Source organism: Halomonas salsilacus (genome assembly GCF_051216275.1).
Lineage (GTDB): Bacteria > Pseudomonadota > Gammaproteobacteria > Pseudomonadales > Halomonadaceae > Halomonas.
Genome location: NZ_JBPKAQ010000010.1, coordinates 126,591 through 151,965, shown reverse-complemented (window position 1 = coordinate 151,965; position 25,375 = coordinate 126,591). Strand labels below are relative to the sequence as shown.

General features: G+C 61.4%; 20 protein-coding genes and 1 riboswitch. Of the genes, 11 read left to right on the top strand and 9 right to left on the bottom strand.

Annotated elements, in window-relative coordinates; translation table 11 throughout:
• Positions 1-300: 300 nt before the first annotated feature.
• Both ACR80S_RS14620 and ACR80S_RS14615 read left to right on the top strand, forming a co-directional pair.
• Complete coding sequence (locus ACR80S_RS14620; protein WP_435403659.1) at positions 301-1,242, top strand: GIY-YIG nuclease family protein; 942 nt, start codon at positions 301-303, stop codon at positions 1,240-1,242.
• Positions 1,243-1,253: 11 nt separating this feature from the next.
• On the top strand, positions 1,254-1,916 hold the full coding sequence (locus ACR80S_RS14615; RefSeq protein WP_435403658.1) for an SOS response-associated peptidase: 663 nt from the start codon (positions 1,254-1,256) through the stop codon (positions 1,914-1,916).
• A 5-nt stretch (positions 1,917-1,921) separates the two neighbouring features.
• Here ACR80S_RS14615 and ACR80S_RS14610 read toward each other — a convergent pair whose 3' ends face one another.
• The 3 genes from ACR80S_RS14610 to ACR80S_RS14600 form a co-directional block, all read right to left on the bottom strand.
• Positions 1,922-2,119, bottom strand: coding sequence for a hypothetical protein (locus tag ACR80S_RS14610; protein ID WP_435403657.1), 198 nt, complete (start codon positions 2,117-2,119; stop codon positions 1,922-1,924).
• Between the two features lie 66 nt (positions 2,120-2,185).
• Entirely contained in the window at positions 2,186-3,466 is a 1,281-nt protein-coding gene (locus ACR80S_RS14605; protein WP_435403656.1) for a Y-family DNA polymerase, read from the bottom strand.
• 2 nt (positions 3,467-3,468) lie between these two features.
• A complete protein-coding gene (locus ACR80S_RS14600) occupies positions 3,469-3,909 on the bottom strand; it encodes a LexA family protein (protein ID WP_435403655.1) in 441 nt (146 codons plus the stop codon).
• A 13-nt stretch (positions 3,910-3,922) separates the two neighbouring features.
• Here ACR80S_RS14600 and ACR80S_RS14595 point away from each other — a divergent pair, with 13 nt between their 5' ends.
• Complete coding sequence (locus ACR80S_RS14595; RefSeq protein WP_435403654.1) at positions 3,923-4,129, top strand: hypothetical protein; 207 nt, start codon at positions 3,923-3,925, stop codon at positions 4,127-4,129.
• 265 nt (positions 4,130-4,394) lie between these two features.
• Here the strand turns inward: ACR80S_RS14595 and ACR80S_RS14590 are convergent, their stop codons facing one another.
• The gene (locus ACR80S_RS14590; RefSeq protein ID WP_435403653.1) at positions 4,395-4,523 is read right to left on the bottom strand and encodes a hypothetical protein; all 129 of its coding nucleotides are present in this window, start codon (positions 4,521-4,523) and stop codon (positions 4,395-4,397) included.
• Positions 4,524-4,827: 304 nt separating this feature from the next.
• On the opposite strand from ACR80S_RS14590, the gene ACR80S_RS14585 reads away from it, so the two are divergent.
• The 4 genes from ACR80S_RS14585 (at position 4,828) to ACR80S_RS14570 (ending at position 11,759) form a co-directional block, all read left to right on the top strand.
• Positions 4,828-7,590: a type I restriction endonuclease subunit R gene (locus tag ACR80S_RS14585; protein ID WP_435403652.1), complete on the top strand. Its 2,763-nt coding sequence runs from the start codon at positions 4,828-4,830 to the stop codon at positions 7,588-7,590.
• On the top strand, positions 7,590-9,077 hold the full coding sequence (locus tag ACR80S_RS14580) for a restriction endonuclease subunit S (RefSeq protein ID WP_435403651.1): 1,488 nt from the start codon (positions 7,590-7,592) through the stop codon (positions 9,075-9,077). Before ACR80S_RS14585 ends, ACR80S_RS14580 begins: the two co-directional genes overlap by 1 nt.
• Complete coding sequence (locus tag ACR80S_RS14575; protein WP_435403650.1) at positions 9,074-10,516, top strand: type I restriction-modification system subunit M; 1,443 nt, start codon at positions 9,074-9,076, stop codon at positions 10,514-10,516. The genes ACR80S_RS14580 and ACR80S_RS14575 overlap by 4 nt, the downstream gene beginning before the upstream one ends.
• Before the next feature lie 76 nt (positions 10,517-10,592).
• On the top strand, positions 10,593-11,759 hold the full coding sequence (locus ACR80S_RS14570; protein ID WP_435403649.1) for a restriction endonuclease: 1,167 nt from the start codon (positions 10,593-10,595) through the stop codon (positions 11,757-11,759).
• 560 nt (positions 11,760-12,319) lie between these two features.
• Here the strand turns inward: ACR80S_RS14570 and ACR80S_RS14565 are convergent.
• Positions 12,320-13,603, bottom strand: a complete 1,284-nt coding sequence (locus ACR80S_RS14565; protein ID WP_435403648.1) for a diguanylate cyclase domain-containing protein — start codon at positions 13,601-13,603, stop codon at positions 12,320-12,322.
• A 166-nt stretch (positions 13,604-13,769) separates the two neighbouring features.
• Between ACR80S_RS14565 and ACR80S_RS14560 the strand changes: the two genes are divergently transcribed.
• On the top strand, positions 13,770-15,809 hold the full coding sequence (locus tag ACR80S_RS14560; RefSeq protein WP_435403647.1) for a diguanylate cyclase domain-containing protein: 2,040 nt from the start codon (positions 13,770-13,772) through the stop codon (positions 15,807-15,809).
• Complete coding sequence (locus tag ACR80S_RS14555) at positions 15,806-16,588, top strand: putative bifunctional diguanylate cyclase/phosphodiesterase (protein ID WP_435403646.1); 783 nt, start codon at positions 15,806-15,808, stop codon at positions 16,586-16,588. The genes ACR80S_RS14560 and ACR80S_RS14555 overlap by 4 nt, the downstream gene beginning before the upstream one ends.
• Here the strand turns inward: ACR80S_RS14555 and ACR80S_RS14550 are convergent.
• The 4 genes from ACR80S_RS14550 to ACR80S_RS14535 all read right to left on the bottom strand — a co-directional run bounded on the left by ACR80S_RS14550 (position 16,572) and on the right by ACR80S_RS14535 (position 20,762).
• Entirely contained in the window at positions 16,572-17,057 is a 486-nt protein-coding gene (locus ACR80S_RS14550; protein ID WP_435403645.1) for a Csu type fimbrial protein, read from the bottom strand. The genes ACR80S_RS14555 and ACR80S_RS14550 overlap by 17 nt on opposite strands.
• Complete coding sequence (locus ACR80S_RS14545) at positions 17,054-19,297, bottom strand: fimbria/pilus outer membrane usher protein (RefSeq protein ID WP_435403644.1); 2,244 nt, start codon at positions 19,295-19,297, stop codon at positions 17,054-17,056. Before ACR80S_RS14545 ends, ACR80S_RS14550 begins: the two co-directional genes overlap by 4 nt.
• Positions 19,298-19,509: 212 nt before the next feature.
• Positions 19,510-20,256, bottom strand: coding sequence for a fimbrial biogenesis chaperone (locus tag ACR80S_RS14540; RefSeq protein ID WP_435403643.1), 747 nt, complete (start codon positions 20,254-20,256; stop codon positions 19,510-19,512).
• A complete protein-coding gene (locus ACR80S_RS14535) occupies positions 20,256-20,762 on the bottom strand; it encodes a Csu type fimbrial protein (protein ID WP_435403642.1) in 507 nt (168 codons plus the stop codon). Before ACR80S_RS14535 ends, ACR80S_RS14540 begins: the two co-directional genes overlap by 1 nt.
• Before the next feature lie 195 nt (positions 20,763-20,957).
• Positions 20,958-21,046, bottom strand: a riboswitch (cyclic di-GMP riboswitch).
• A 625-nt stretch (positions 21,047-21,671) separates the two neighbouring features.
• On the opposite strand from ACR80S_RS14535, the gene ACR80S_RS14530 reads away from it, so the two are divergent.
• Both ACR80S_RS14530 and ACR80S_RS14525 read left to right on the top strand, forming a co-directional pair.
• Positions 21,672-24,242: a sensor domain-containing phosphodiesterase gene (locus ACR80S_RS14530; RefSeq protein ID WP_435403641.1), complete on the top strand. Its 2,571-nt coding sequence runs from the start codon at positions 21,672-21,674 to the stop codon at positions 24,240-24,242.
• Positions 24,235-25,308 (top strand): sensor domain-containing diguanylate cyclase, encoded by a 1,074-nt coding sequence (locus ACR80S_RS14525; protein WP_435403640.1) that lies wholly within the window; start codon positions 24,235-24,237, stop codon positions 25,306-25,308. Before ACR80S_RS14530 ends, ACR80S_RS14525 begins: the two co-directional genes overlap by 8 nt.
• The last annotated feature ends 67 nt before the right edge of the window (positions 25,309-25,375 follow it).

Sequence of the window (25,375 nt, the reverse complement as noted above, 5' to 3'; positions counted from 1 at the left end):
CTGTCTGCCTTTCCTGAAGAGCACCCAAAGGGAATTCAATCCAGATACCCAACTCGGCAAGACTAAAGTGAAGCAGCATGGCGAGGTGACGCGAGAACTCGGTACCAGTGGCAACTGAACCGCCGGACTCACCTGACAGGGCATCAGTCCGACATCAACGCTTCTGGCCCCAAGAGGAAATCATGGGCGTTAGACGGTACGCTTGTGAAAGCACCTTTTCTAATGAAGTGATCGGTGGCGGTCAGCGAGGCTGCTGGTTGAGACATCGAGCCTCAGCGAGGCCACCCAAACGGAGGCGGTATGACACAGGGACGCAGCATCCGGCTCTTTCTGGTGGACGGCACACCCAATGGTCTCCTCACCGCCGAGATCATGAATTGGACGGGCCATGTGCTCACCGGGCCGCGTAGTAAGCTCAGCGAGTTGGTGCAGCGACCGGAGTGCGGTCGCACAGGGCTTTACTTCCTGGTTGGCCCCGATCCCGAGAACAGCCTGCGCCCGCTAGTCTATATCGGCGAGAGCGATGACGTCGGCACCCGACTCAAGCAGCACAACCGGACCGAGGACCGTGGTGGCAAGGACTTCTGGGAGAAGGTCTGTCTGATCACCAGCAAGGACCAGAACCTCACCAAGGCCCACGTGAAGTACCTGGAGAGCCTGCTAATTCACAACGCCGGCCAGGTGGGGCGTTGCAAGCTGATCAATGGCACCGCCCACGAGTACATCAACCTGCCCGAGTCGGATCGCGCCGACATGGCATTCTTTGTAGAACAGATCCGCACCGTGTTGCCGGTGCTGGGCTTCGACTTCCTGCGCGAGACCTCGCGCCCCTCGCGGGTGCCCGAAGCAACTCCGGCTACGGAACCCGAGGCCTCTCCGCGATTTAACCTGGAAGTGCCGCGGCACGGCATCCGCGCCACCGGCCAGGAGATCGACGGTGAATTCTACGTCTTCAAAGGTTCTCTCGCCCGGGGCAGCTGGGTAGGCACCGAGCGCGGCTATCAGAACCTCTACAACCAGCTTTGTGAGGATGGGGTGCTGGTGGAAGGCAGCAACAGCACCCGCGTGTTCAGCGAGGACCAGAGCTTCAGCAGCCCCAGCGCCGCGGCGGCGGTGATCTCAGGCCGCAGCGCCAATGGCAGAACTTCCTGGAAGGCCGAGGGCAGCGGCCTGAGCTATGGTGAGTGGCAGGACCGGCAGGTAAGTGCGGCGGCTGCGACAGCCGCCCACGAACCCGCCTGAGGAGGTCTTACATGTGTGGCCGCTTCGCTCTCTACAGTGATTACCCTAAGCTCTCGGCTGCTCTGAAATTAACCCTAGAGGAGCCTGAGCAGCCTCTGACGCCACGATACAACGTACCGCCGGGCACCTTCATCACGGCAGTGCGACGCGCCGATGACGAGGCACCGCTGGTGATGGATGAGCTGTGGTGGGGCTATCGCCCCCACTGGGCCGGCGACAAGGCGCCGCAGCCGATCAATGCGACGGTCGAGAAAGTGGCGACCTCCAACTATTTCAAGGGCGCGTTCGCCCGTCACCGCTGCCTGGTGCCGGCTGATGGCTGGTTTGAGTGGGTGCCAGTCGATGGCAAGAAGCATCCGCATTTTTTATGCCGCGAGGATCGCGAGCCGCTTTGGCTGGCGGGGATATGGACCGCGCGGGCGGATGGCACGCCGGGGTGCGCAATCATCACCGAGCCGTCGCGCGGAGCGGCCAAGGAGATCCACTCGCGCATGCCGTTGGCCCTGGATGCCGAGAGCCTCGAGCCGTGGCTCGACCCGCACCTGACCGACCGCGAGACGATTCGCAGTGTGGTGCATCATCTGGATGTGGAGCTGATCACGCACTGGCCGGTGAGCCAGGCGGTCAATAAGCCTGGGGAGGGCCAAGGTGCCGAGCTGATCAACCCTGCCTGACAGCGTTACTTTTTCTTCTTCATGAAAGGGAATATTTTACCCATGGCATCCGCGAGCACCTGGTCGAGTGGTTTATGGTCCAGGCTCACCGCGGCTCTTGCTGCGGTATAGGTCCCTTTGTATTCCCGAGCTATGTCGCTATCCGTCATGCTGTCAGGTAGCTGCTCTGTTTTCCGAATGGCATCGATCACGGCCTTGTCCATGGCGACCTCCCGTAAGTCCACTTGCTGTGGAGCATAGTGCAGACTCGTCCTGGCCGCGGCTGATCTTTACCCCATGTGCACGGCAGGCAGCTCGTCCCATCTCGTCGTCCACCTCGGCGAGCGATTGGCACAGCGCAGGTGCCAGGCGGCGTTGGGCGTGGGCACACCCAGCTTGACGGTGCCTCGGCCCATGCGCTGATTGAGGGCGTCCAGAGTCGCCATCAGCTTCTCGCTGCGCTCCCGTTCGGCTTCACTCTGGACCGTATCAAGTAGCGACATCTGCTGACGGTTGGCGTCGATCAGGTCGATCAGCATCACTCCCGCCTTCATGAACCGATAGTTCGGACGATAGATGGCATCGAAGGCCTGGGTGACGGCTTGCAGGATCTCCCGGCTATCGTCAGTCGGCTGAGCCAGCTCTACCACGGCACCCGGTGAGTATTGCGGCAGGTCGGGCCGGTGCCGGTTGGTCTTGAGAAAGACGTAGACGGCTCGGGCCAGACTGTCCTGGGCGCGGAGCTTCTCGGCGCTGCGCTGCCCGAACTGGCGTAGCGCCTCGTGGACCTCTCCACGCTCTTCGGTCAGCTTGCCGAAGGAGCGCGAGGTCATGATGCGCTGGCGGGGCTCGTCGGTGTTGTTCATCTCGATGCAGGGGATGCCGCGCAGTTCCAGCGCGGTGCGCTCCAGGGTGACCGAGAAGCGCCGACGGATCTCCTTGGGGTCGGCCTGGGCCAGGTCCCACGCTGAGCGAATCCCCATCAGTGCCAGCCGCTCCACCAGCCGGCGCCCTACGCCCCACACATCGCCCAGCTCGGTGCGCTGCAGCAGCCCGGCGGTCTCGGGGTCACCTGGCGGCAAGACACAGACACCTCGGTAACCGGGGTTCTTCTTGGCCGCCCGGTTGGCCAGCTTGGCCAGGGTCCGGGTCGGCGCCACGCCCACGCATACCGGGATGCCGGTGTACTGGCGGACCTTGTGGTGGAGGTCACGACAGTGGGCCAGCAGCTGGTCGTGCGCGAAGCCGTCGAAGCGCACGAACATCTCGTCGATGGAGTAGGGTTCCACCCCGGCGGAGAACTCCTCCAGCACCGACTGGACCCTGGCCGACATGTCGCCATAGAGCTCGTAGTTCGACGATAGCAGGCGGATCTGGCCGCGCCTCAGCAGCGCCTTGAGCTCGAAGGCCGGGGTGCCCATCTCCACGCCCAGCGCCTTGATCTCGTTGGAGCGGGCGATCACGCAGCCGTCGTTGTTCGACAGCACGCCGACCGCCTGCCCCTCGAGTCGTGGTTGGAAGACTCGCTCGCAGCTGACGTAGAAGTTGTTGCAATCGATCAATCCGATCATGGCTACACCGGGTAGTCGTGGATGACCGAGCGCACCACGCCCCAGACCTGGCAGCCGAGATCCTCCACCGGGATCGGCGGATAGTCGGGATTGGCTGAGCAGAGATAAGGGCGCTTGTCGATCAGCTGGTAGCGCTTCACGGTGATCTCTCCCTCTACCAGCGCCACCAGGATGTGGCCGGGCCGCGGATCGATGGAGCGGTCGATCAGCAGCAGGTCGCCATCCTGGATGCCCAGGGTCTCCATGCTGTCGCCGGTGACGGTCATGAAGAAGCTGGCTGAAGGGCGTTTCACGAGCCGCTCGTTGAGGTCCAGGGTGCGTCCCTCGTAGTCCTGAGCCGGACTCGGGAAGCCCGACAGGCCGGCGCGCGTGAGCGCCAACGGGTGGGGGAGTCGCAAGGAGGGCGGAGCCGGATGGGAGGGGATCAGCGCGTCGGGCGTCATCGGGGAGCCTCCTGTGGATACTGTCAATTCATACAGTATCAAGGAGAGGCAGCGCCAAGGCCAGCCCGTGTTCTCTCAACACACCTTTGGCAGCCAACGAGCAGAGGGCGTTGGCCAAGCGGAAATCATGACCGTCCCCATTAGGGATGACAGCATGGCAGACAGCAGGGAAGCTCAATTCCAGCACTACATCATCGACGCCATGGCGGCCGGCGGCTGAAAGGCAGGTATCGCCAGTTACTATGACCGCACACCGACGCTCTACACCGAAGATATGCTCGGCTACGTAAGGGAAACCAGGCCCGAGCGCTGGGAGAGGTGCTGCTTTACGTAACCCTCCATGCGCTCGGTCTTGCTGCTGCTCGGCTATGAGCAGATTGGCGATGAGGTGCCAGTCAGGCTGGAAGCCCTTCTGGTTCGCTGTTGATGGGGTGCCGCGACGGATGCAGGGCAGCCTTGGCTTGTCACGCTAGTCGGAACAGCGGTCACAGCCCGAACCACAGCACGAAGCCGAGCGAGACGGCCATCAGGCCGTCAATACGCCCGGGCGGGCAATCCGATGCAATGTGCTGGTTCAGCAACCACTTCAGCCAGGCGCCGTAAGGCACGACCACGAAGGCGATCCCGGCTTAGACGCCGGCCGGCAGTCCCACCAGCGTGGTCACCAGGACATTGGCGATGGCCAGCCAAGCATGGCTGCTATTCGCAGCGGTCATCATTAACCTGTGATCAACGGCTTTGGCACTAACAGGAAAACATGAGTATTAGCCGGTACTCTTGGGGTAGCACCTTTTCGTCATGTAGCGACCGCAAAGCGCTGAGCAAGGGCTGCCGGCTGACCAGGGCTACCAGGGAAGGGCTGCCAGAGCAGAGACGTGGGACCACCCACGCGATGACCAGGGAACGAAGGGGAACGCTGTGCAACAACCGGAAGAGCAGGCCAGGACCCGAATCGACCAGCTGCTGCGCGATGCGGGCTGGGTGATCCAGGACAGAAGCGACTTCGACCGACAGGCGGCGCCGGGCGTGGCCGTGCGGGAGTTCCACCTGCCCGCTGGCTATTGCGACTACCTGCTGTTCATCGATGGCAAGGCGGCCGGGGTCATCGAGGCCAAGAAGGCCGGGGTGACGCTAAGCGGCGTGGCCGAGCAGTCGGCCAAGTATGTGGCGCAGCTGCCTGAGCACCTGGCACGCTGGGAACAGCGGCTCGTCTACCACTACGAGAGCACCGGCGACGAGACCTTCTTCTGCAATCTGCGCGATCCCAAGCCGCGCTCTCGTCGGCTGTTTGCCTTCCACCGCCCGGAAACGCTGCATGAGTGGCTACGCCAGCCGGAGACCCTTCGTGCCCGGCTGCGGCACATGCCCCCGCTTGAGACCCAAGGCCTGCGTGACTGTCAGATCGAGGCCATAGAGGGCCTGGAGGGATCGCTGGCGGAAGACCGCCTGCGGGCGCTGATTCAGCTGGCCACCGGTGCGGGGAAGACGTTCACTGCCTGCAGCTTCTCCTACCGCCTGATCCGCCATGCCGGGGCCAAGCGCATTCTGTTCCTGGTGGACCGTAATAACCTCGGCGACCAGACCCTTAAGGAGTTCCAGAACTTTCAGCCGGTGGGCGCGGCTAACCGCTTCACCGACACCTACATCGTTCAGCACCTGCACGGGCACCACATCGACCCTGATGCCAAGGTGGTGATCACCACCATCCAGCGGCTCTACGCCATGCTGCGTGGCAAGCCGCTGGACGAAGCCGACGAGGAGGCCTCGGCCTTCGAACAGTGGGCGGGCGAGCAGGGGGAACCGCTGCCCCTCGGCTACAACCCCGAGATCCCCATCGAGACCTTCGACTTCATCATCACCGACGAGTGTCACCGCTCGATCTACGGGCTTTGGCGCCAGGTGCTGGAGTACTTCGATGCCTCGCTGATCGGCCTGACTGCGACCCCCTCCAAGCACACCCTGGGCTTCTTCAACCAGAACCTGGTGGCGGAGTACCCCTACGAGCGCTCGGTGGCCGATGGCGTCAACGTTGGCTATGAGATCTACCGCATCCGCACCCGGGTCACCGAGGAGGGCGGCAAGGTGGAGCCCGACGACGTGGGCTACCAGGTGCCGGTGCGCGACCGGCGCACCCGCAAGATGCGCTACGAGACCCTGGACGAGGAGTTCGAGTACACCGGCAAGGAGCTCGACCGCTCGGTGGTGAACCCCAATCAGATCCGCACCGTGCTGCAGACCTACCGAGACCGGGTATTCACCGAGCTCTTCCCGGAGCGCACCGGGGAGTGGCTGCCCAAGACGCTGATCTTCGCCAAGGACGACAACCACGCCGAGGAGATCGTGCATGCGGTGCGCGAGGTGTTCGGCGAGGGCAACGACTTCGCCAAGAAGATCACCTACCGCAACAGTGGCGAGGACCCCAAGGCGCTGATCAAGGCGTTTCGGGTCGACCCCATGCCGCGGGTCGCCGTCACCGTGGACATGATCGCCACCGGCACCGACATCAAGCCGGTGGAGGTGCTGATCTTCATGCGCGACGTGAAGTCCGAGGGCTACTACGAGCAGATGAAGGGGCGCGGGGTGCGCACCATCCCCGATGCCGACCTCAAGGCGGTGACGCCCGATGCCGAGACCAAGACCCGCTTCATCCTGATCGATGCCGTGGGGGTGACGGAATCGAAGAAGAACGCCAGCCAGCCCTTGGAGCGCAAGCCCACACTCAGCTTCGATGCCTTGCTGGAACAGGTGGCCATGGGCCGGCGCGACGAGGACGCCGTCTCCTCCCTGGCGGCTCGCCTGGCGGTGCTGGATCGCAAGCTGACCGATGAGGACCGCACCCGCCTGGCCGAGGCCAGCGGTGGGCATGCACCTCGTCAGCTCGCCAACCGGCTGCTCGATGCCATCGACCCGGACAGCCAGCAGGCCGCCATTACCGAGCGGCATGGGCCGGCCCCCACGCCGGAGCAGGAGCAGGCCGTGGTGCAGGAGCGGCTGGATGAGGCCTGCCGGCCCTTCGACAAGCCGGCGCTACGCACCCTGCTCAAGGAGATCAAGCAGAAGCGCGATATCGTCATCGACGAGGTGACCACGGATGCCCTGGTGCACGCCGACTTCGACCACCAGCGGGCCGAGAAGACCATCAGCAGCTTCAAGGCCTTCATCGAGGAGCACCGTGACGAGCTGACCGCCCTGCAGATCCTCTACAACCAGCCGCTGGGCCAGCAGCGGCTCACCTATGCCGCCATCCGCGAGCTGGTCAATGCGATGCTGGAGAAGCCTCCTCACCTGGCGGTGGCCAACGTCTGGCAGGCTTACAAACGCCTGGAAGCTTCCAAAGTTCGCGGTGCCCCGGTGGATGAGCAGCTCACCGAGGTGGTCAGCCTGGTGCGCTATGCCCTGGGGCAGACCGACACCCTGGAGCCCATCGATGCCGTGGTGGAGCGCCGCTTCAACCTCTGGCTGGGCCGCGAGAAGAAGGCCGGGCGCGAGTACAACGCCGAGCAGGAGGCATGGCTGCGGGCCATCGCCGCCTACCTCGCTGCCAATGCCGAGATTGCCCCGCGGGATTTCATTGAAGTGCCCAGCCTGGCCGACCAGGGTGGTATCCTCCGCGCCAGACAGGTACTGGGTAACGGATTGAATGAGATGCTAAATGAGCTGCAAGAGGCGCTGGTGGCGTGATGGATGAAAGCTCCGATATGCCGTTGGGATGGGCTTGGAGCCGCTTGGGTGAGCTCGGCACATGGTCTGGTGGTGGGACCCCTTCAAAGGCCAATAAAGCCTTCTGGTCAGGTGGAAGCATCCCATGGGTTTCGCCCAAGGACATGAAATGTGAACGGATCAAAACAGCGGAAGATTCTATTACTGAAGAGGCTGTGGAAAAATCCTCTGCAAAGATGATTCCAGAGGGCTCGGTGCTGATGGTTACCAGGTCAGGTATCCTCGCACATACCTTCCCAGTGGCAGTGAACGAGTGTGCCGTTGCCGTTAATCAGGACTTGAAAACCTTGACGCCTCACGGCGGGGTCGCTTCCGATTATCTGGTCTGGTTTCTGAGGGCTAATAACTACAGCATCCTGAAAGCTTGTGCCAAACATGGGACTACGGTCGCCAGCATTGATACCGATCGTCTCAAGAATCTTCCTGTTCCTATTGCTCCGCTCTCCGAGCAGAGCCGCATCGTCGATAAGATCGAGTCCCTCTTTGCCCAGCTGGACCACGGTGAGGCCAGCCTGCGCGATGTGCAGATGCTGCTGGCTCGCTATCGCCAGTCTGTCCTCAAGGCCGCCGTCACCGGCCAGCTGACCGCCGACTGGCGCGCCGAGAACGCCGACCGCCTGGAGTCCAGCATTGGCCTGCTGGAGCGTATCCTTCAGACTCACCGCGAGAACTGGCAGGGCCGAGGCAAGTATCAGGAGCCCTCTCTAGAAACTCAACGTCTCATAACGCTCCCTGAATCGTGGACGTGGATAAGAGTGGATACCGCTGGCGATGTGCTTCTTGGCCGACAGCGTGCGCCGCAGTATCATGCAGGCGAGACTATGCATCCTTATCTACGCGTAGCGAATGTTTACGAAGACAGGCTGGAACTGTCCGATGTTAAGGAAATGAATTTCGATGAGGTGCATTTCCAGAAATATAAATTAGAGCCAGGAGATATACTGCTTGCCGAGGGGCAGACTCCGGACTTGGTTGGACGCCCCGCCATGTTTCGCGGAGAAATCGATAATTGCTGTTTTCAGAAGACTCTGCACAGATTTAGATCTGCCGAATGGGTGAATCCTGACTTTGCTCTTGCCGTTTTTCGCTTCTATTTGCACAGTAAGAGATTCAAGAAATCAGCGAGCATTACCACAAATATCGGCCATCTCACCTTGGCTCGGTTCAAGGAAATCGAATTTCCAGTGCCTTCTCTGGAAGAGCAGGCGGAGATTGTGTCGAGACTTCATGCGGAGCTTTCTCGCATTGCTGCTGTAGAGTTAGTTTGTTCTGCCGAATTCACCCGCTCCTCGGCCCTACGTCAGTCCATCCTCAAGGACGCCTTTGCCGGCAAGCTGGTGCCTCAGGACCCCGACGATGAGCCCGCCAGCGAGCTGCTGGCCCGCATCCGCGCCGAACGTGACGCCGCCGTCCCCAAGAAAAGTACCCGCAAGAAGGTCACCGCATGAGCAACGAACAACTCGTCTCCAAGGTCTGGAACTACGCCCATGTGCTGCGCGACCAGGGAGTCTCCTACGGCGACTACATCGAGCAGATCACCTACCTGCTGTTTCTCAAGATGGACGAGGAGCGGGTCGAGCTGCTCGGCGAGGAGACCTCCCTTCCCAGCCAGTGGCGCTGGGCCAAGCTGGCGGAGAAGGACGGCGATGATCTGGAGCTGCAGTATCGCCATACCCTGGAGGGCCTGGCCCGTGAGAGCGGTCTGATCGGCACCATCTTCCGCAAGTCCCAGAATAAGCTCTCCGACCCTGCCAAGCTCAAGCGTGTGGTCAGCTTGATCGACAAGGAGGGCCCGTGGGTCGGCCTGAAGGTCGATGTGAAGGGACATATCTACGAGGGTCTGCTGGAACGCAACGCCTCCGAGGTGCGCTCCGGTGCCGGGCAATATTTCACCCCGCGCCCGGTGATCGACGCCATCGCGAAGTGCGTGAACCCGCGGATCGACGAGACCGTCTGCGACCCTGCCTGCGGCACCGGGGGCTTTCTGCTCTCCGCCTTCGAGCACATGAAGACCCAGAGCCAGGACCGCGAGAAGCTTCGTCAGCTCAAGCACAGTGCCCTGCACGGTGTGGATATCGTCGATGAGGTGGTGCGCCTGTGTGCCATGAACCTCTACCTGCACGGCATCGGCAACGGCGGCAGCCCTGTGCAGCAGGGGGATGCCCTCTCCGGCGACGGCGGCAAGCGCTTCGATGTGGTGCTGACCAACCCGCCCTTCGGCAAGAAGTCCAGCTACAAGGTGGTGGGGGAAGATGGCTCGGTGAGCACCGAGCGGGAGAGCTACGAGCGTGAGGACTTCAAGTTCTCCACCTCGAACAAGCAGTTCAACTTCCTCCAGCACATCATGACCATCCTCGACACCCACGGCCGTGCCGGCGTGGTGCTGCCCGACAACGTGCTGTTCGAGGCCGGCCGGGCGGGCGAGGGCATCCGCAAGCGCCTGCTGGAGGGCTTCAACTTCCACACCCTGCTGCGCCTGCCCACCGGCATCTGGTACAGCCCTGGGGTAAAGGCCAACGTGCTGTTCTTCGACAAGCGCCCCGCCTCCCGGGAGGCCCAGACCAGGGAGCTATGGGTCTACGACTACCGCACCAACGTCCACAAGACCCTGAAGACCAAGCGCCTGACCCACGCCGACCTCGATGATTTCGTGCGCTGCTATCACGAACGCCAGGAGACCGAGCGCTTCCGCCGCTTCAGCTACGACGAGCTGACCCAGCGAGACAAGCTCAACCTGGACATCTTCTGGCTCAAGGACGACAGCCTGGAGGATATCGACAGCCTGCCTGAGCCGGACGTACTGGCCACCGAGATTGTCGAGAAGCTGGAGGCCGCCCTGGAGCAGTTCCGCAGCGTGAGCGCGGAGCTGGCGGGGGAGGAAGTCTGAGTACAGTCGCCTCGTTGTCGCGCCTTGGGAATACGCGGCGCCTCAGCCGTTTAAGATATCCACAGGGGGTCGTTTGATGAAGAAGGTACGGACACCGCTCTTTCCTACCTATGCGCAGGCAGCGGCGCTGATGGAAGCGTCCACAGGTACACCGCCGAAGGCTGTGCGGGACACGATCACGGCAATCCATGATCAGACCGGGACGCCGCAGAACCCGGTGGACTGGTCAGATCCCGATACCTGGATCGCCGAGCGCCTGAAGGGGGATCATGCAGCGCTGGCATTGAGGATCTGGAAAACCGATGACCATGTCATGAACCCCCGCCACAGCTATGGCAGCTGGATGTTCATCAACAACTACGACCTGATGGAAGTCGATAGCGAGGGAAATTGGCAGCCGTCTGATCGTGGTGAGAGGTTTCTAAAAGCTGATGAAGAGCTTCTGAAGCAGCTGGATGATGAGGAAGGACTGCTGGCCGTTCTCGAACTGCTCTCCGGCTTCGAAATGGCGAAACGCAGCGATATCCTTCCGGAATGGATGTCATACCTGCACAAGGTCTCCAACTTTGCCGCTGAGTCATCCTGCAAGACGACACTTCATCAGAGACTGAGTAACCTGGTGGCTCGCGGGATGGTGGAACGTCAGGGTAACCGCTACCAAATTTCCCCTAGTGGCCTTGCCTGGCTCAAGAGTAGCTTGCCTACACGGTCAGATGATCCTCGCAAAGCCATCATTGATGGCGTGAATCGTTACAACCAGCAGCAGAAGCAGCAGCTGAGGGATTATCTTGGCAAGATGGACCCCTATCAATTTGAAGCCCTGATAGGTGAGCTGCTGCGTGCCATGGGGTATGAAGACGTCGAAGTGACCAAGGCTTCTGGCGACAAGGGCGTCGATGTCGTAGGCAGCGTGCAGGTGGGTATCACGACGATTACCGAAGTTGTCCAGGTCAAACGCCAGCAGGGTAGCATCACTCGCCCCGTGGTCGATCAGCTCCGTGGGGCTTTGCCTTACCATAAGGCGATTCGGGGAACCCTGATTACCCTAGGCAAGTTCGCCAGCAGCTGTGAGCAGGCAGCACTCTTCCCTGGTGCGGCACCCATCACGCTGATCGATGGAGAGCGGCTGATCGAAATGTTGATTGAGAACCAGGTTGGGATACGAAAGAGCCGCCCCGTTGAGCTGCTGGAGCTTGATACTAGTGCGTTTGAGATGTCAGAAGAGTTGGTAGATACAGAATAAACACGGCTGGGGTAGTCTTTGTGTCCATTGCGAATGCTAAATGGACTCACTACGTAACACTAACTCCTCAGGACGTAGTCCTCGAAGGCATAGCTATTCGGATTCCTCTATCCGATAGGACTATGGAGGAATCCTGATAGCATAGAAAGAACAGGAGGGGTTCTCAGAGATCGAGAGATCTGGTCCTTCGGGATCTCTCTCTCTGGGACTGAACGGACGTGAGGTCCAATACCCTTCTTCCACAGTAAGATAACTGTAGATAGATCGATAGCTCTCTCCCCTTCGGGAGAGCTATCTGAGAAAAGAAATACTTGCGGGTTTATGATTTGACTAGAAAGTCGACGAGCGGCGCGAGGAGAGCTGATAAATTGGGGGCCGGAGGCCCCCATATATGTTGTTTAAAGAAAGGTACCCGTGAATCATGTTTGTCAGTGTATTATTCAGTACATTATGTTTGTTAGTATTTTTAGTTGCAACGCAAGCTGTGCGATTGCTGCTGACCAGCGAGATGACGACCACAATGGGTGAAGGCTGACAGGGCTCGGGCTGGCTTCATCTTCTCACATGGCATCATACCCACCCGGATAGAGCACAGCCGTGTTCCTGCCAGCCGCCTTGGCGTGATACATCGCCTTATCTGCCGCGTGGGTGAGGGCCTCCGTGTCCTGGCCATGCTCGGGATAGAGTGCCACCCCGACGCTGGCCGAGATGCTGGCTTCTTGGGAGCCAAGGGGGAAAGGGATGGCAAGGACGCTGGCGAGCTTCTCGGCGACATGCCGGGCTGTATCGGCGTTGATGGGCCCGGATATCAGGACCGTGAATTCATCACCGCCGATACGAGCGACCAGGTCGGAGTCACGTAGCTCTGCTACAAGACGCTCGCCGACTTGTCGAAGCAGTGTATCTCCCACGGCATGGCCGTAAGCGTCATTGACGGGCTTGAAGAGGTCAAGGTCGATGAACAGCAGGGCTAGAGACTGACCTTGGCGCTCGGCAAGGTTGATCGCCCGGTGTAAGCGGGAGAAGAACTCGGTGCGATTGGCCAACCCGGTTACCGGGTCGAACTGAGCCAGTTGGCGATACTTTGCCTCACTGGCCATCACAGAGGCTTCCAGCGCCTTGCGCTCGGTGATGTCGTTAACATACCCCGTCCACAGGATGGTGCCATCCTCCAGCTTCTGCGGTTGGTCATGGGCTTCTACCCACTGGAGCCGGCCGTCGCGGTGATACATGCGAAACTCGCGGTGCCAAGGGGTCAAGCTTTCGGCGGAGTCAAGGCTTTCGCGGACGACACGCTCCTGATCTTCCTGATGTATCAGTCCCATCAGGGCTTCGGCATCTTTCAGGGCATCGCCGACGGGGACTCCGAACATTTCCTCGGCTCGCGCGCCGACGAAGGTGTATTTCCAGTGCCCATCGGGCGTCAGACGGAGCTGATACACGAAACCGGGTATGAAGGCGGCGACCGTGGTCAGCTGCTGGGCGAAGTTGCGGGACCAGGTGATGTCTCGGGCGGCAGCGATCAGCGTGGGGTTGCCGGGCGCCACGATAGGGCTCAGGCGTACATGCCAGGTGCGTTGGCCTGAGGGGACTTCGAACGGCTGCTCGAACTCCACGGTCTTGCCCCTTTCAAGACATCGCCGGTATTCCACGGCGAGTCGTTCAGCGTCTTGCGGGGGGAGGAGATCGTCGAGGCGGACGCCTTCGGCCTGCGTACGTTTGAAACCGGTAGCCTCGACGAAGCCCGCATTGACCTTCAGGTAGCGAAAGCCACCGTCTGGTTCTGCTTGAACGATCATCAAGACATCCGGTGAGTGCTCGAACGCGGCGTGAAACAGATCCATCGGGGCGCCTTTTATCCGGGGCTCGGGGCATTCGGTTAAGCATACCTGAGCCGAGAATATCGGGGGCAATGCAGAGTGTTTCTATTGGCCCGTATCGCACAGCTTCGTGGTAGCGTTAGCGTTGAAGCCACGATAGCCGACCACCAACGGATATGGATGGTGTGCCATGAAAGCCCGCATGACCGCCGAGGAGGCGTTTCGCCTGCTGGCCGATGGGATGTCGCATGCCGGCACGGAGGCGTTCTTCACCACCCTGGTGGAGCACCTGGCAGCGATTCTTGATGTCGATCATGCGCTGATTGCGCGAGTCGGCGATGACCGGCGGGCCCATACCCTGGCGGTGTGGTCCCGGGGCGCTTGCCGCCCCAACTTGAGCTATGGCCTGGCCGGTACCCCTTGCGAAACCGTCAGTGGCCAGCGCTCGTGTCTCTACGCTTGCGATATCCAGCAACGCTTTCCCGATGATGCCCTGTTGAGGCAACTCGACGCTGAGAGTTACCTGGGAGTGCCGATGTTTGCCCTGGACGGAAATCCCCTGGGGCTGTTGGCGGTGCTCAAGAATACCCCGATGTCGCTTTCTGGTCTGGATGAGGAGATCCTTCACATCGCCGCCGCGCAGGCCGGGGCGGAGATGGAGCGGGCCCAGGCTACCCTAGCGCTGCGCGACAGCGAGGCCTGTGCCCGAGAGAGCGAGAGACGGCTAGATACGCTGCTCAACCACCTGCCGGGCATGGCCTATCGTTGCCAGAATGATCATGACTGGACGATGCTGGTGGTCAGCCAGGGAGCCTTAGCCCTGACCGGCTATCCCCCGGACGCGCTGCTGTACAACCGCGAGGTGAGCTATGCCTCTCTTATCTACCCGGCCGACCAGCCTACGTTGGTCGAAGCCGTGGCGACCGCTGTGGCGCAGCAGACTCCCTTTCGTGTCATCTATCGGCTGCGTACGGAAAACGGTCAGCTGCGCTGGATGCTGGAGCAGGGGCAGGCGATCTACGACGCCCAGGGGGCGGTCACCTGCCTGGAGGGTTTTGTCACCGATATCAGCGAGCAGTATGAGGCCCAGCGCGTGCAGGATGCCGTGGCGAGAGTTGCCTCGGCGGTCACCACGCGGATCGGCGATGATTACTTTCACCAGCTGGTGGGCCACCTGGTGGAGATCCTGGAGGCTGATGCCGGGGTCATCGCCACCCTGGACACTATCCCCGCGACCGTTCTGGCGACAGGGGCTATCCCACCCAGCCGCCTGAGTACGGTGAGTGCGTTTGCCGAAGGGCGTCCGCTCGACAACTATGCCTTCGATCTCATCGGTTCGCCCTTCGAGAGGCTGGTCGACGCTCAGGAGGTCGCCGGTTGGAATGAAAAACCGGCCTGGTTGCCCGGCGTGCGCGGTGAGTATTCCGCCTGGATCGGGCGCCGCCTGGAAAATACGCGCGGTGAGCCGGTGGGAGTGATCATGGTGCTCTACCGGACTCCACTGGAGACCAGCGCCTTCGCCACCTCGGTGCTGCGCATTCTGTCGACGGGCGCCGCGGCGGAGGTGGAGCGCCGCCAGGATCATCGTCGCATGCGTCAGCTGGCCTACTTTGATGGCACCACGGGGCTGGCCAATCGGGTGCGCTTCATGGAAGACCTCCAGCAGATGCGGCGCACCTCGGAGCGCCGCCAGCACCCCCTGGCCTTACTGCTGCTTGATCTCCGCCGATTCAAGGAGATCAACGACCTGCATGGTCACCAACTGGGTGATCAACTGCTGGCCACTGTCGCGGATCGTCTGCAGAGTGTGATGGCCACGGGCGAAGCGCTGGCGCGGCTCTCAGGAGATGAGTTCGCTCTGCTGGTCCCGTCGGCATCGCCCGAGGCCGTGGAGGCGAGCGTGACACGCATGCGCGACACTATTGTTCGGCCCATTCAACTGGGGCACCGCACGTTCACGCTGAAGGTCTCGATCGGCCTGGCACGTTATCCCATGGATGCGCTGAGTGCCGGGGAACTGTTCAAGGCAGCCAGTATTGCCCTGTATCACGCCAAGCGCGAAGACGAGGGTATCTGCCCCTTCACCGCCTCGATGGGTCATGCTCTGGTACGCCGCCAGGAGATGACCGATCGCCTGGAACAGGCCATTTCCGAGGACGCTCTGGCANCGAGGGTATCTGCCCCTTCACCGCCTCGATGGGTCATGCTCTGGTACGCCGCCAGGAGATGACCGATCGCCTGGAACAGGCCATTTCCGAGGACGCTCTGGCATTGCACTATCAGCCCCAGATCAACCTGCGTACGGGGCAGCTGACCGGCGCGGAGGCCCTATGCCGCTGGCATGACGACCAGTGGGGCTGGGTGAGCCCAGGGGAGTTCATCCCGCTGGCTGAGGAGCGAGGCCTGATTCGCCCGCTGGGCGACTGGGTGCTGCAGCATGCCACCCAGCAGCTGCTGGCGTGGCGCCGCACCGGGTGGAGGCTACCCGGCCGGCTGTCGCTGAACATCTCCGCCCAGCAGTTCGCCGACCCCCATCTCGCCGAGCATATCGTGCAACTGACCTCTGGCGTGCCGGCCTCGGCCTTTGCTCTGGAGCTCACTGAAAGCGATTTCATGCGCGATCCCGAGCAGGCAGTGACGATCACACGTGCTTTGAACCAGGCCGGCTACACCCTGGCGATCGACGACTTCGGAACCGGTTATTCATCGCTGGCCTACCTGCGGCGCTTCGCCGCCGACGCCTTGAAGATCGATATCTCGTTCATACGGCACATGCTGGAGAGCCAGCACGACCGCACCATCGTCGAGACCATCATCGCCATGGCCCAGGCGCTGGGCATGACGACCGTGGCGGAAGGCGTAGAAACTGCCGAACAGGCCGCGGTCCTGGCCGACATGGGCTGCGACGAGGCCCAGGGCTTCTATTTTGGACGTCCACTCTCGGCCGCAGACTTCGCAGAGCGCTGGGGTGATCAAATGCATGACAATCTTTCTAGAACGTCAGTGTGACGGTGATCGTGTCCGCGTAGTGACCCACGCGGACATTCTGTTGCGCCTTAATGCGTCCATAAACCGTATGCTCTGACGTGTCCTCGGTACTACTGCTGAGAGAGTCGGAGCCCTCGCCCCAAGCCGTTGTGCGGTTTGCATGCTGGTGCAACTCGTAGGCGAGAGTATCGCCGCTGCTGCTCAATCTTGGCTGCTGGGAAGTGCCGTTGGCAGAGTTCAGCGCGAGGCGGTATTCGGTGGCTTCGTTGCAGGTGACGGTGATGGTGGCGGTACTGTCATTGTGCGCCGCACTGAAGACATCATAACCGGCAAACTCCAGTCCCGTGGCACTGACACTGCACTGAGCGTAGACGCTGCTGGCGGCCAGCGTCAGCGCCATGCCGACCAGCCAGCGCCACCGACGCAACGGTGTCGCCACGCGATGGCTGCCCGGGGCAGGGATGCATGATGGTTCATCAAGGGGCTTCATGGTGTGACTCCGTGGCAGATGACGTCACCCAGTTCGAGAAAGACCTCTTCGATGTCCGGGACGTCCAGCGTGAATTCGCAGGCCTGCCCCTGCCAGAGGGCACGCAATAGGCTAGTGGATTCGAGGTCGGTCACGAAGGCCTCGCCGCGATGGCCCACCGGGAAGTGTTCACCCCGGGCATCTTCCACCACCGCGCCGACCGGCATCGGCTCCCCGCTCTCCAGAAGAATCCGGAAGAAGGCATCACGGCTATGGGTCACCGGGAAGCGCAGTGCCACGCCGCTTCGGTAGTAAGGGGATACCTGCATCTCCAGGCTCCCGACCTTAGCCCCCAGGGGCAGGTCCGCCTGTTCGATGCTGATGCGGTTGCGTTCATAGGCGCGCAGGCGGGGGACCAGGGCGTTGCCGTGACGATTGGTGCGCGCGACAGGCTGGTTGTCGGCATAGACCTGAACATCGGAAAACCCCGGTAGCTGGACCACGGCAAAGCTGCGGTCGATATGCCGGCTGGCGAAGACGTCGCCGCCGAGCCAGGCCACGCCGCCGCGGACTCCGGCACGCCCGGCCGTCTGGTCACGGCGCTGCGAGGCCTCCAGTTGATAGGTCTGGTAGTCAGTCTGCAGACCGAGACTGGCCTGATGGAGGTCGTCTTCGCCCAGGCCGGTGCGAACGCGATAGCCGAAGCCGCGGCCCACCGGCAGGCTGCGCTGTATCTGCACGCTGCCCTGGCGACGCTCGCCACGCTCACTGATGTTCAGGCTGGCCCGAGTGCGTGGCATTCCCAGCGGGATACTGAAGCCCGCCCGCAGGCCCGTTTCGCCATTCTCCATGATATGCAGCGCTGAAAGCGTCAGGTAACCGAATGCTCCCAGCCCCTTGCTGTAACCTAGGTTGACGATCTCGACGTCATCCCGGTCATCAAAGTGCTGGGCGGTATAGCTGAGGTTCATCGAGCCGGCTCGGCCACTCGACAAGCTGGTGGAGACGCGATGCTGCTGGCGTGGCAAGGCGAACCCCTGGCGCATGCCGAGGCGCATGAAATCCTCGCTGGCGAACTGGCTTTCCACCCCCAGGCTCAGGGGCCACCCCTGGCGCTGCAGCCCCAGCGTCATCAGTTCACCCTGCCGGCCATCGGCCTGGCTGGCGGCATAGGCGGCATGCATGACACCGCCGAAGGGCAGCAGCCAGCTACCCCCCATGCCGGCCATCTGCTGGTCCTCTAGCACCTGGGCATGTAACTCGGTGGTCAGCCAATTGGTCAACCCGGTGCGGTAGGTGGCCGTGCCCAGCGCCCGACCATAAGCATTGCTGGCGCGGCCATAGTCCTGACGAATGACACCCAGTTCCACGGAGTAGTCCTTCAGGCCAGGTCGCAACAATCTCGAACTGGCGTAGAAGGGCTGGGTGATCAGCTGCTCGCGGCCGAGAATGTCGCGCACCACTAGCTGTGCCTGCCCCTGGCCGGTAATCATCGGGATCTCGTCGATGGCGAAGGGGCCGGGCGGCACCTCGCGGCGCAGGCGCAGGGCGTCGTTGACGTAGAGGTCCACGGTGGAGGGTAGCGCGGCCTCACCGGCCATGCTCAGCAGGGGCAGGGTGACCATCTCCGGCCGGGTGGAAAAATTGCTTCCCCACTGCAGCCCGCCGAAGCGCACCCCGCCACTCCATGCCGTGCCCAGGCTGGTGGTATCCCCGAGCCGCAGGGTGCGCATGCTGTCGGGATCGTCGCGGCGCCACTGGGTGTCCAGGCGCACCACGGCGGGTTGATCGCCGGGGGCGTTGTCGCGCACGACCAGGCGGTTGACGCCGCTGCCCCAGCCGTTGAATACACCCTGCTCCAGCAGCCCGCTGTGGCGGGTCTCGCCACTACCGTGGGTGCTCGACAGGTCATAGTTGAAGAAGGCGCCCAGTGACGACGCCGTCAGCGGCACGCGGTCCCGGCCGAGGCCCTCGAGCCGGGTATCCGCGAACAGCGCCGCCGGCACCGTCATGTCCAGCGTGGAGCGGCGCCGATCCAGCTCGACGTCGATGCCGAGTGATTCAAGGCGGTGAAACGCCTCGCCGTGATGGTCGAAGGGCGCATCATCCGGCGGGGCAATTCGCCACTGCTCCAGGTCGCTGGCGCTCACCCAGACATCCTGATCATCGCGAAGCAGTACCAGCACCGAGGTGCGTCTTCGCTGGTCATTGACCGTGGCTTCCAGCCACAGCTCCTCGGGGGGCTCCGTGGCTGGAGCCACTTGAGAATTCTGGGGGGTGGGCGCCGCCCGGTCTGCATCCGACGAAGGCTGGGCGACAAGGCGGGCATACCAGTCATCGGCGTCGGCGGCTGTCACAGGCGCCGTGTCAGCCTGAGAGGGGCTCGCCATCAGCAGCAGCATGACAGACAAGCCGCCACGCCGCTTCGCCCTGCCACGCGATAACCGCTGTACCACGGCGCCACTACACGCCACTACTCCACCTGCAGGCGTGAGGTAGTCTCCTGGCCATTGACGTTCGTCGTGATGACAAGCTCGGTACCTGCAGCGGGTAGCGGACCGCCTGGATTCAGGGCCCATGTCTGCTCGGCGCTCGGCAACACATAGGCGTTGCCCGAAGGCTGTAATGTTCGACCATCGGGCAACTTAACGCGAAGCTGACTCACCTGGCCATGGCCATGGCCGTGGTTGCGGGCGCTCAGGCGTAGCTCACCACCGCCGCCCCGCGTGGCCCGCCAGGCCAGCTCGGGCGTCGTCTTGCCGGAGGCTGGTGCCACGAATACCGGCAGGCTCATGCGCAGCGCCATGCGCAGGCCCTGGAAGCCCTCCGGGGCCGGCGGTGGCAACTCCTGTAGGAACAGGCGATAGCTGAGTTCGGTATCCCGCTCCGGCGGGCGACGCAGTCCTACCCGCAATACCTGAGTCTCTCCCGGTGCCAGCGTGAAGATCGGCGGCGTGACCAGTACCTCGCGACTGGGCGTGTAGTGGTCCTGCCCGCTCTCCTGGCGCCACTCCTGAAGCTCCACCTGAACCGAAGTTGCCTCGGCCCCGGTATTGCGCACTCGCAGCGCCACCACATTATCCTGGGCAGACAGGGCCACCCGGGTCGGACTGACGCTGAAGCTGCCGGCCAGCACCTGGCTTGCCAGCAGCAGCGTCGACATGAAAACGAACAGAACCAGGCCGCGTCGCGCGGCCTGGAAAAGGTTAGAGTTACTCATTACCACGTGACGTTAACGGTTACGGTTTCGGTATGATTACCCAGATGGGCAAGATTCTGACCTTTGGGTGCACGGCCATGCACGGGATGCGTCTTCTCCGTGCCATCGGCAATGACACTCACTTTATTCAACTCGACATCATCCCAAGTATTCCCTCCTGCAGAATCACTAGAGAGGGTATAAATGAGGTGTTCCCCTTCTAATCCGGGCCCGTCCATCATACCATTATATACTAGGCCGATCTTTACGCTTGGCATGCCATTGGTGCAGGTCACGCGGATGTCACTTGTTTGATCTAGATCAACCCCTGTAGCCGAATTGACACTAACCGGATCATAGTTGTCAAAATCCAGTGCATCCGCTGCGACGACGCAGTTCCCGATAACCTCGGCGCTGGCTTCAAAGGTCGTGCTCTCCTGAGCCTGAGCCATCGCCCCCCAGCCCGCGGTCAGGGCCACGGCGGATGCCAGTGTCAGTTTGCGTAGAGAGAGAGTTTTGATTTTCATGAGGTTGTTCCCCGTTGCGTTGTATTACGCCATCCTCGACGGCGACATGATCGATAGACTGGGGCAGACGCTTGCTCTGTGCATTGCCGGCTGAATACAGCTCAGCTGAGACGATACAAGGGCGCTAAAAATCCAGGGAGGATCACAACAGGAAGGACCGCAACAAGGCGGAGACCCCCGACAGGGGTCTGAGCAAGTGGCGGCTCCTCGATCCTAGGATGCGGGCATCCCTTAGACAGGTAGCTTTGCGTCACCGCTTTTCAACGGCTATGCCTTTGTCAACTTGGTGCCTGATTTCTCAGGCACTAGGCCAGTACGAATACCAGCCTGAAAAATGTTACATCAATCGTACAGAGACGTAACTGTTTTTTACAGTATTTGGTTTCTCCGCTTTGCACAAGGTTTGTTTTTTTCATGGCTAAAAAACAGGCCAAGTACATTAATTATTGGCAATATATGAGCATCAACTGACCGGCCAGGGAGGTCTGGCTTTCCTCGCTTTCTTGACCCCTCAGAGCGGCTTTCTGGATCAGTTCACCAAGTGGTTTTTTCTCCAGCGGTGTCGGCGTGGTGCCAGTGTTGCGGCGATCTTGGCGCATCAGGTCGAAATGCTGTTATGTGCCGGTATTCATGGTGGCACCGCCATCAAGGTGGATGGTCGATTATTCGAAGGCGCTGGGAAAGGCCAAGACGGAATACTCCAGTATCGACTCAATGACGTCTTCGAGGGACTTTTCACCGGTGGTCGTCTGCATTCGGGTGGAATGGGTGTGGCCGCGCGGCTCAGACGCACGCTATTCGGGGATTGAAGTCGAGTTGTGGTGGCAAGGTAAGAGGTCCATGCTGAGCGCTTTTCCGGCCACTCCGAAAATACCGCAGGGAACTGGTTTTATCACATAGGCATGGCCGATGAATGATCAATTCACTCTACTGAAGGCCCAGCAGGGCATCCACGAGCTGATCGCGCAGCGCGCACCGCTGCTTCAAACGCTGGACGCCATCGCTCGATGGATGGGGCTGCTGCTCCCCGAGGCCAACGTGGCATTCATGCGCTATGACGCCAGAGACTGCACACTGAGCCTGTTCCCCAGCCAAAGCTTCTCTAAGAGCTATACCGACAAGCTGCAGCGGGTTCCGGTCGCCTCCGATGTCGCCTCCTTCGGCACCGCTGCACATGATCGCTGCCTCGTCATCACGCAGGATATTGCCCTTGACCCGCGCTGGTCGCACTTCCGCGACGCCGCCCTGGCCGAGGGTTTTCGTGCCTGCTGGTCCAGTCCTGTCCTTGGTCCTGACGGCGAACTGCTGGGCACCTTTGGCACCTATTACCTTACTACCCGAGTGCCCTCTCGGGAGGATCAGCAGAGCCTGCTACAGGCCTCAGCGCTGATCTCTCTGGCCCTGGTGCATGATCGCGACGATCGGAGCCACCGCGAGCTCTCCGAGTGGTATCGTTCGCTCTTCGTCAACCATCCCGATGGCGTCTATGAATTCGACCTGGAGGGGCGTTTCCAGCGCGGCAACGCAGCGCTGGCTCGGATCACCGGCTACTCTGAAGCCGACTTGATCGGACTGCACTTCAACGAACTCATCGAGCCTGACTACCACGAACTGACCGAACAGGGCTTCGATGCCGCTCGCCGCGGTAATGCGATGACCTGTGAAACGCGGGGCGCCCATGCGGACGGCCACGCGTACGATCTGGAGATCACCAACCTACTGGTGACTCTGGATGGCGAGGTCGTCGGCGTCTATGGCATCTGCCGCGATGTCACCGAGCGCAACCGGCAGACGGGTGCGTTGCGGCTGCTCAGCCGCGGGGTCGATGCCAGCCCCAGCGGTATGTTGATGGTGGATGCTCTCGATCCCGAGATGCCTATTGTTTTTGCCAACCCGGCCTTCACGACCATGACCGGCTATTCACGGGATGAGGTGATTGGCAGGAACTGCCGCTTTCTTCAAGGGCCGAATACTGACTCGCCGGCCGTTGACGAGATTCGCGCCGGTATCCATGAGCAACGTGATGTCGGTGTCACACTGCTCAACTATTGCAAAGACGGCACCCCGTTCTGGAACCGCCTGGTGATCAGTCCGGTATTCGACGACAGCGGTATTTGCACCCACTTCATCGGCATTCAGCAGGACATCACCCAGCAGAAGACCCAGGAAGCACACATCGCCTACCAGGCGACGCATGACCAGCTAACCGGGCTACCCAACCGGACGGCCTTCGCGGGTCTGCTCGAGGAGGCCTTTCAGAGCAGCTACAAGAACGCAGAGCTGCTGGCGGTGATGTACCTCGACCTGGATGGGTTCAAGACCATCAACGACGCCCTCGGGCATCACATCGGCAATCAGGTTCTGGTCAGCGTTGCCAGGCGGCTGGAGTCGCTTCTGAACGCCATTGGCGTGGTGGCCCATCTGGTAGGGGATGAGTTCGGCATCCTGTTAGCTAACTTCGGCGACCGTGCTCAGGTGATCGAGTTGGCAGATCGTATTCTCGACAGCCTGGCTCAGCCCATCGAAGTGAATGACCAGCAGATCCAGCTCAGTGTCAGCATTGGCATCGCCTGCAACAGTCTGCCGCTGGAGCAGTCCCACGAATTTGTTCAGCATGCCGACCTGGCACTGGAACAGGCCAAGCGGCAGGGCCGCAATACCTGGCAGTGGTACTGTGGCAGCCGGGCAGAGAGCACCCGGCACAGCGTGATAATGCGCCACGAGTTGCACAAGGCCCTGTGCGAGGACCAGTTCGAGGTTCACTATCAGCCCGTGGTCGATGCCTTGAATGGCCGCATGCGCAGCGTCGAGGCCCTGGTTCGCTGGCGTCATCCGACCCGGGGCATGATCTCCCCGGGAGAGTTCATCCCGTTGGCGGAACAAACGGGACAGATCATCCCGCTGGGCCGCTGGGTGCTGCACCAGGCCTGTCGTGATATCGCCGAGCTGTTCGCCAACATGGGCCGGGAGCTGCCGGTGGCGGTGAACATCTCGTCGCTGCAGTTCTGCCGCGACGGTTTTCTCGAGGAGGTGCAGAACGCCCTGGATCTTTCCGGTCTGCCGCCAGAGCTACTGGAACTCGAGGTCACCGAGAGCGTCCTGTTGGACGGTGCCGAGCCGGTGATCGAACTGATGGAAACCCTCAAGACGATGGGGGTGCGGGTCGCTCTAGATGACTTCGGCACGGGCTTTTCAAGCCTCAGCTATCTGCGCGACCTGCCCACCCATAAGCTCAAGCTCGACCGCAGCTTCGTGCAGAAGGCCCCGCACGACAGACACACCGCCGCGATCGTGCAGGGAGTGATCACCATGGCACACCACATGGACATGATTGTGGTCGGCGAAGGCGTCGAGACCCTGGAAGAGCAGCAGGACATGGTGCGTCGCCACTGTGATCTGCTGCAGGGCTACCTGTTCTCACGGCCACTACCCCTATACGACCTTATCGCCTTACCGGAATACCTTCCTGCTTATGCATGACATCATTGATCGCTGCTCAGCCGAGTACGAAACGCGGCGTTTACAGGCGCTGGACAGTTACCAGATTCTCGATACCCCGGAGGAGTCGGCGTTTGATGAGATCGTCGAGGTGGTTTCTATCATCTGCGAAGCACCCATCGCCGTCATCAACTTCATTGACCGCGATCGCCAATGGTTCAAGTCAGAGAAGGGGCTCGGAGTGCGCGAGACCCCGCTGGATATCTCGATATGTGCGCACGCCATCCTGCAGCCGGGGCTGTTTATCGTGCCTGACACAACCCGGGATCCGCGATTCGCCAACAACCCCCTGGTGACTGGCGAGCCCCATTTGCGCTTCTATTCCGGCGCGCTATTGGAAAGCCGGGATGGCTATCCGCTCGGGACGCTGTGCGTACTCGACTATCAACCCCGCGAACTGGCCGAACGCCAACGCTTCGCTCTCCAGGCCCTCGCCAACCAGGTGATGGCGCACATGCAGCTGATGCAGGCCCACAGCGAACAGGCCGAGTTAATTCGCGAGCTCAAGGCAACGCGGCAAGAGCTGACCAAGCTTGCCGCCACCGACCCGCTCACCGGGCTGCTCAATCGCAGGGCCTTCGAACAGCGTTACAACCAGGAGTTGGCACTGATTCAGCGAGGTGCCCCCGCAGCCGCCCTGATGATGATCGACCTCGATCACTTCAAGACGGTCAACGACACCCTGGGCCACCAGGCCGGGGATGAGGTCATCGTGCGATTCGCCGAGCTGTGTCGTGAGGCGTTTCGACAGGCCGATGTGATGGGTCGTTGGGGTGGCGAGGAGTTTGTGGTCATGCTGCCCAAGGCCAGCGTAGCGGAAGCGCAGCATGCCGCCGAGCGGCTTCATCGGCTCTTGGCCACCACGCCAATGCGAGATGGGAGTTCCTCTTCGCTCTACATCTCAGCTAGTATCGGCATTTGCTCAATGAGTAGCTCCAGCACCATGGATGAGAGCTTGCATATAACCGACGAGCTTCTCTACCAAGCCAAGGAGCAGGGCCGCAATCGCACGGTTTGTGAGACAGAAGGAACGTCCCTTCAACGCTAGCCTGTGCCCTGATCCAGGACATTGTTCTGGTCCAGCAAAATCTGACATTAGTTAAAACACGGCCCGC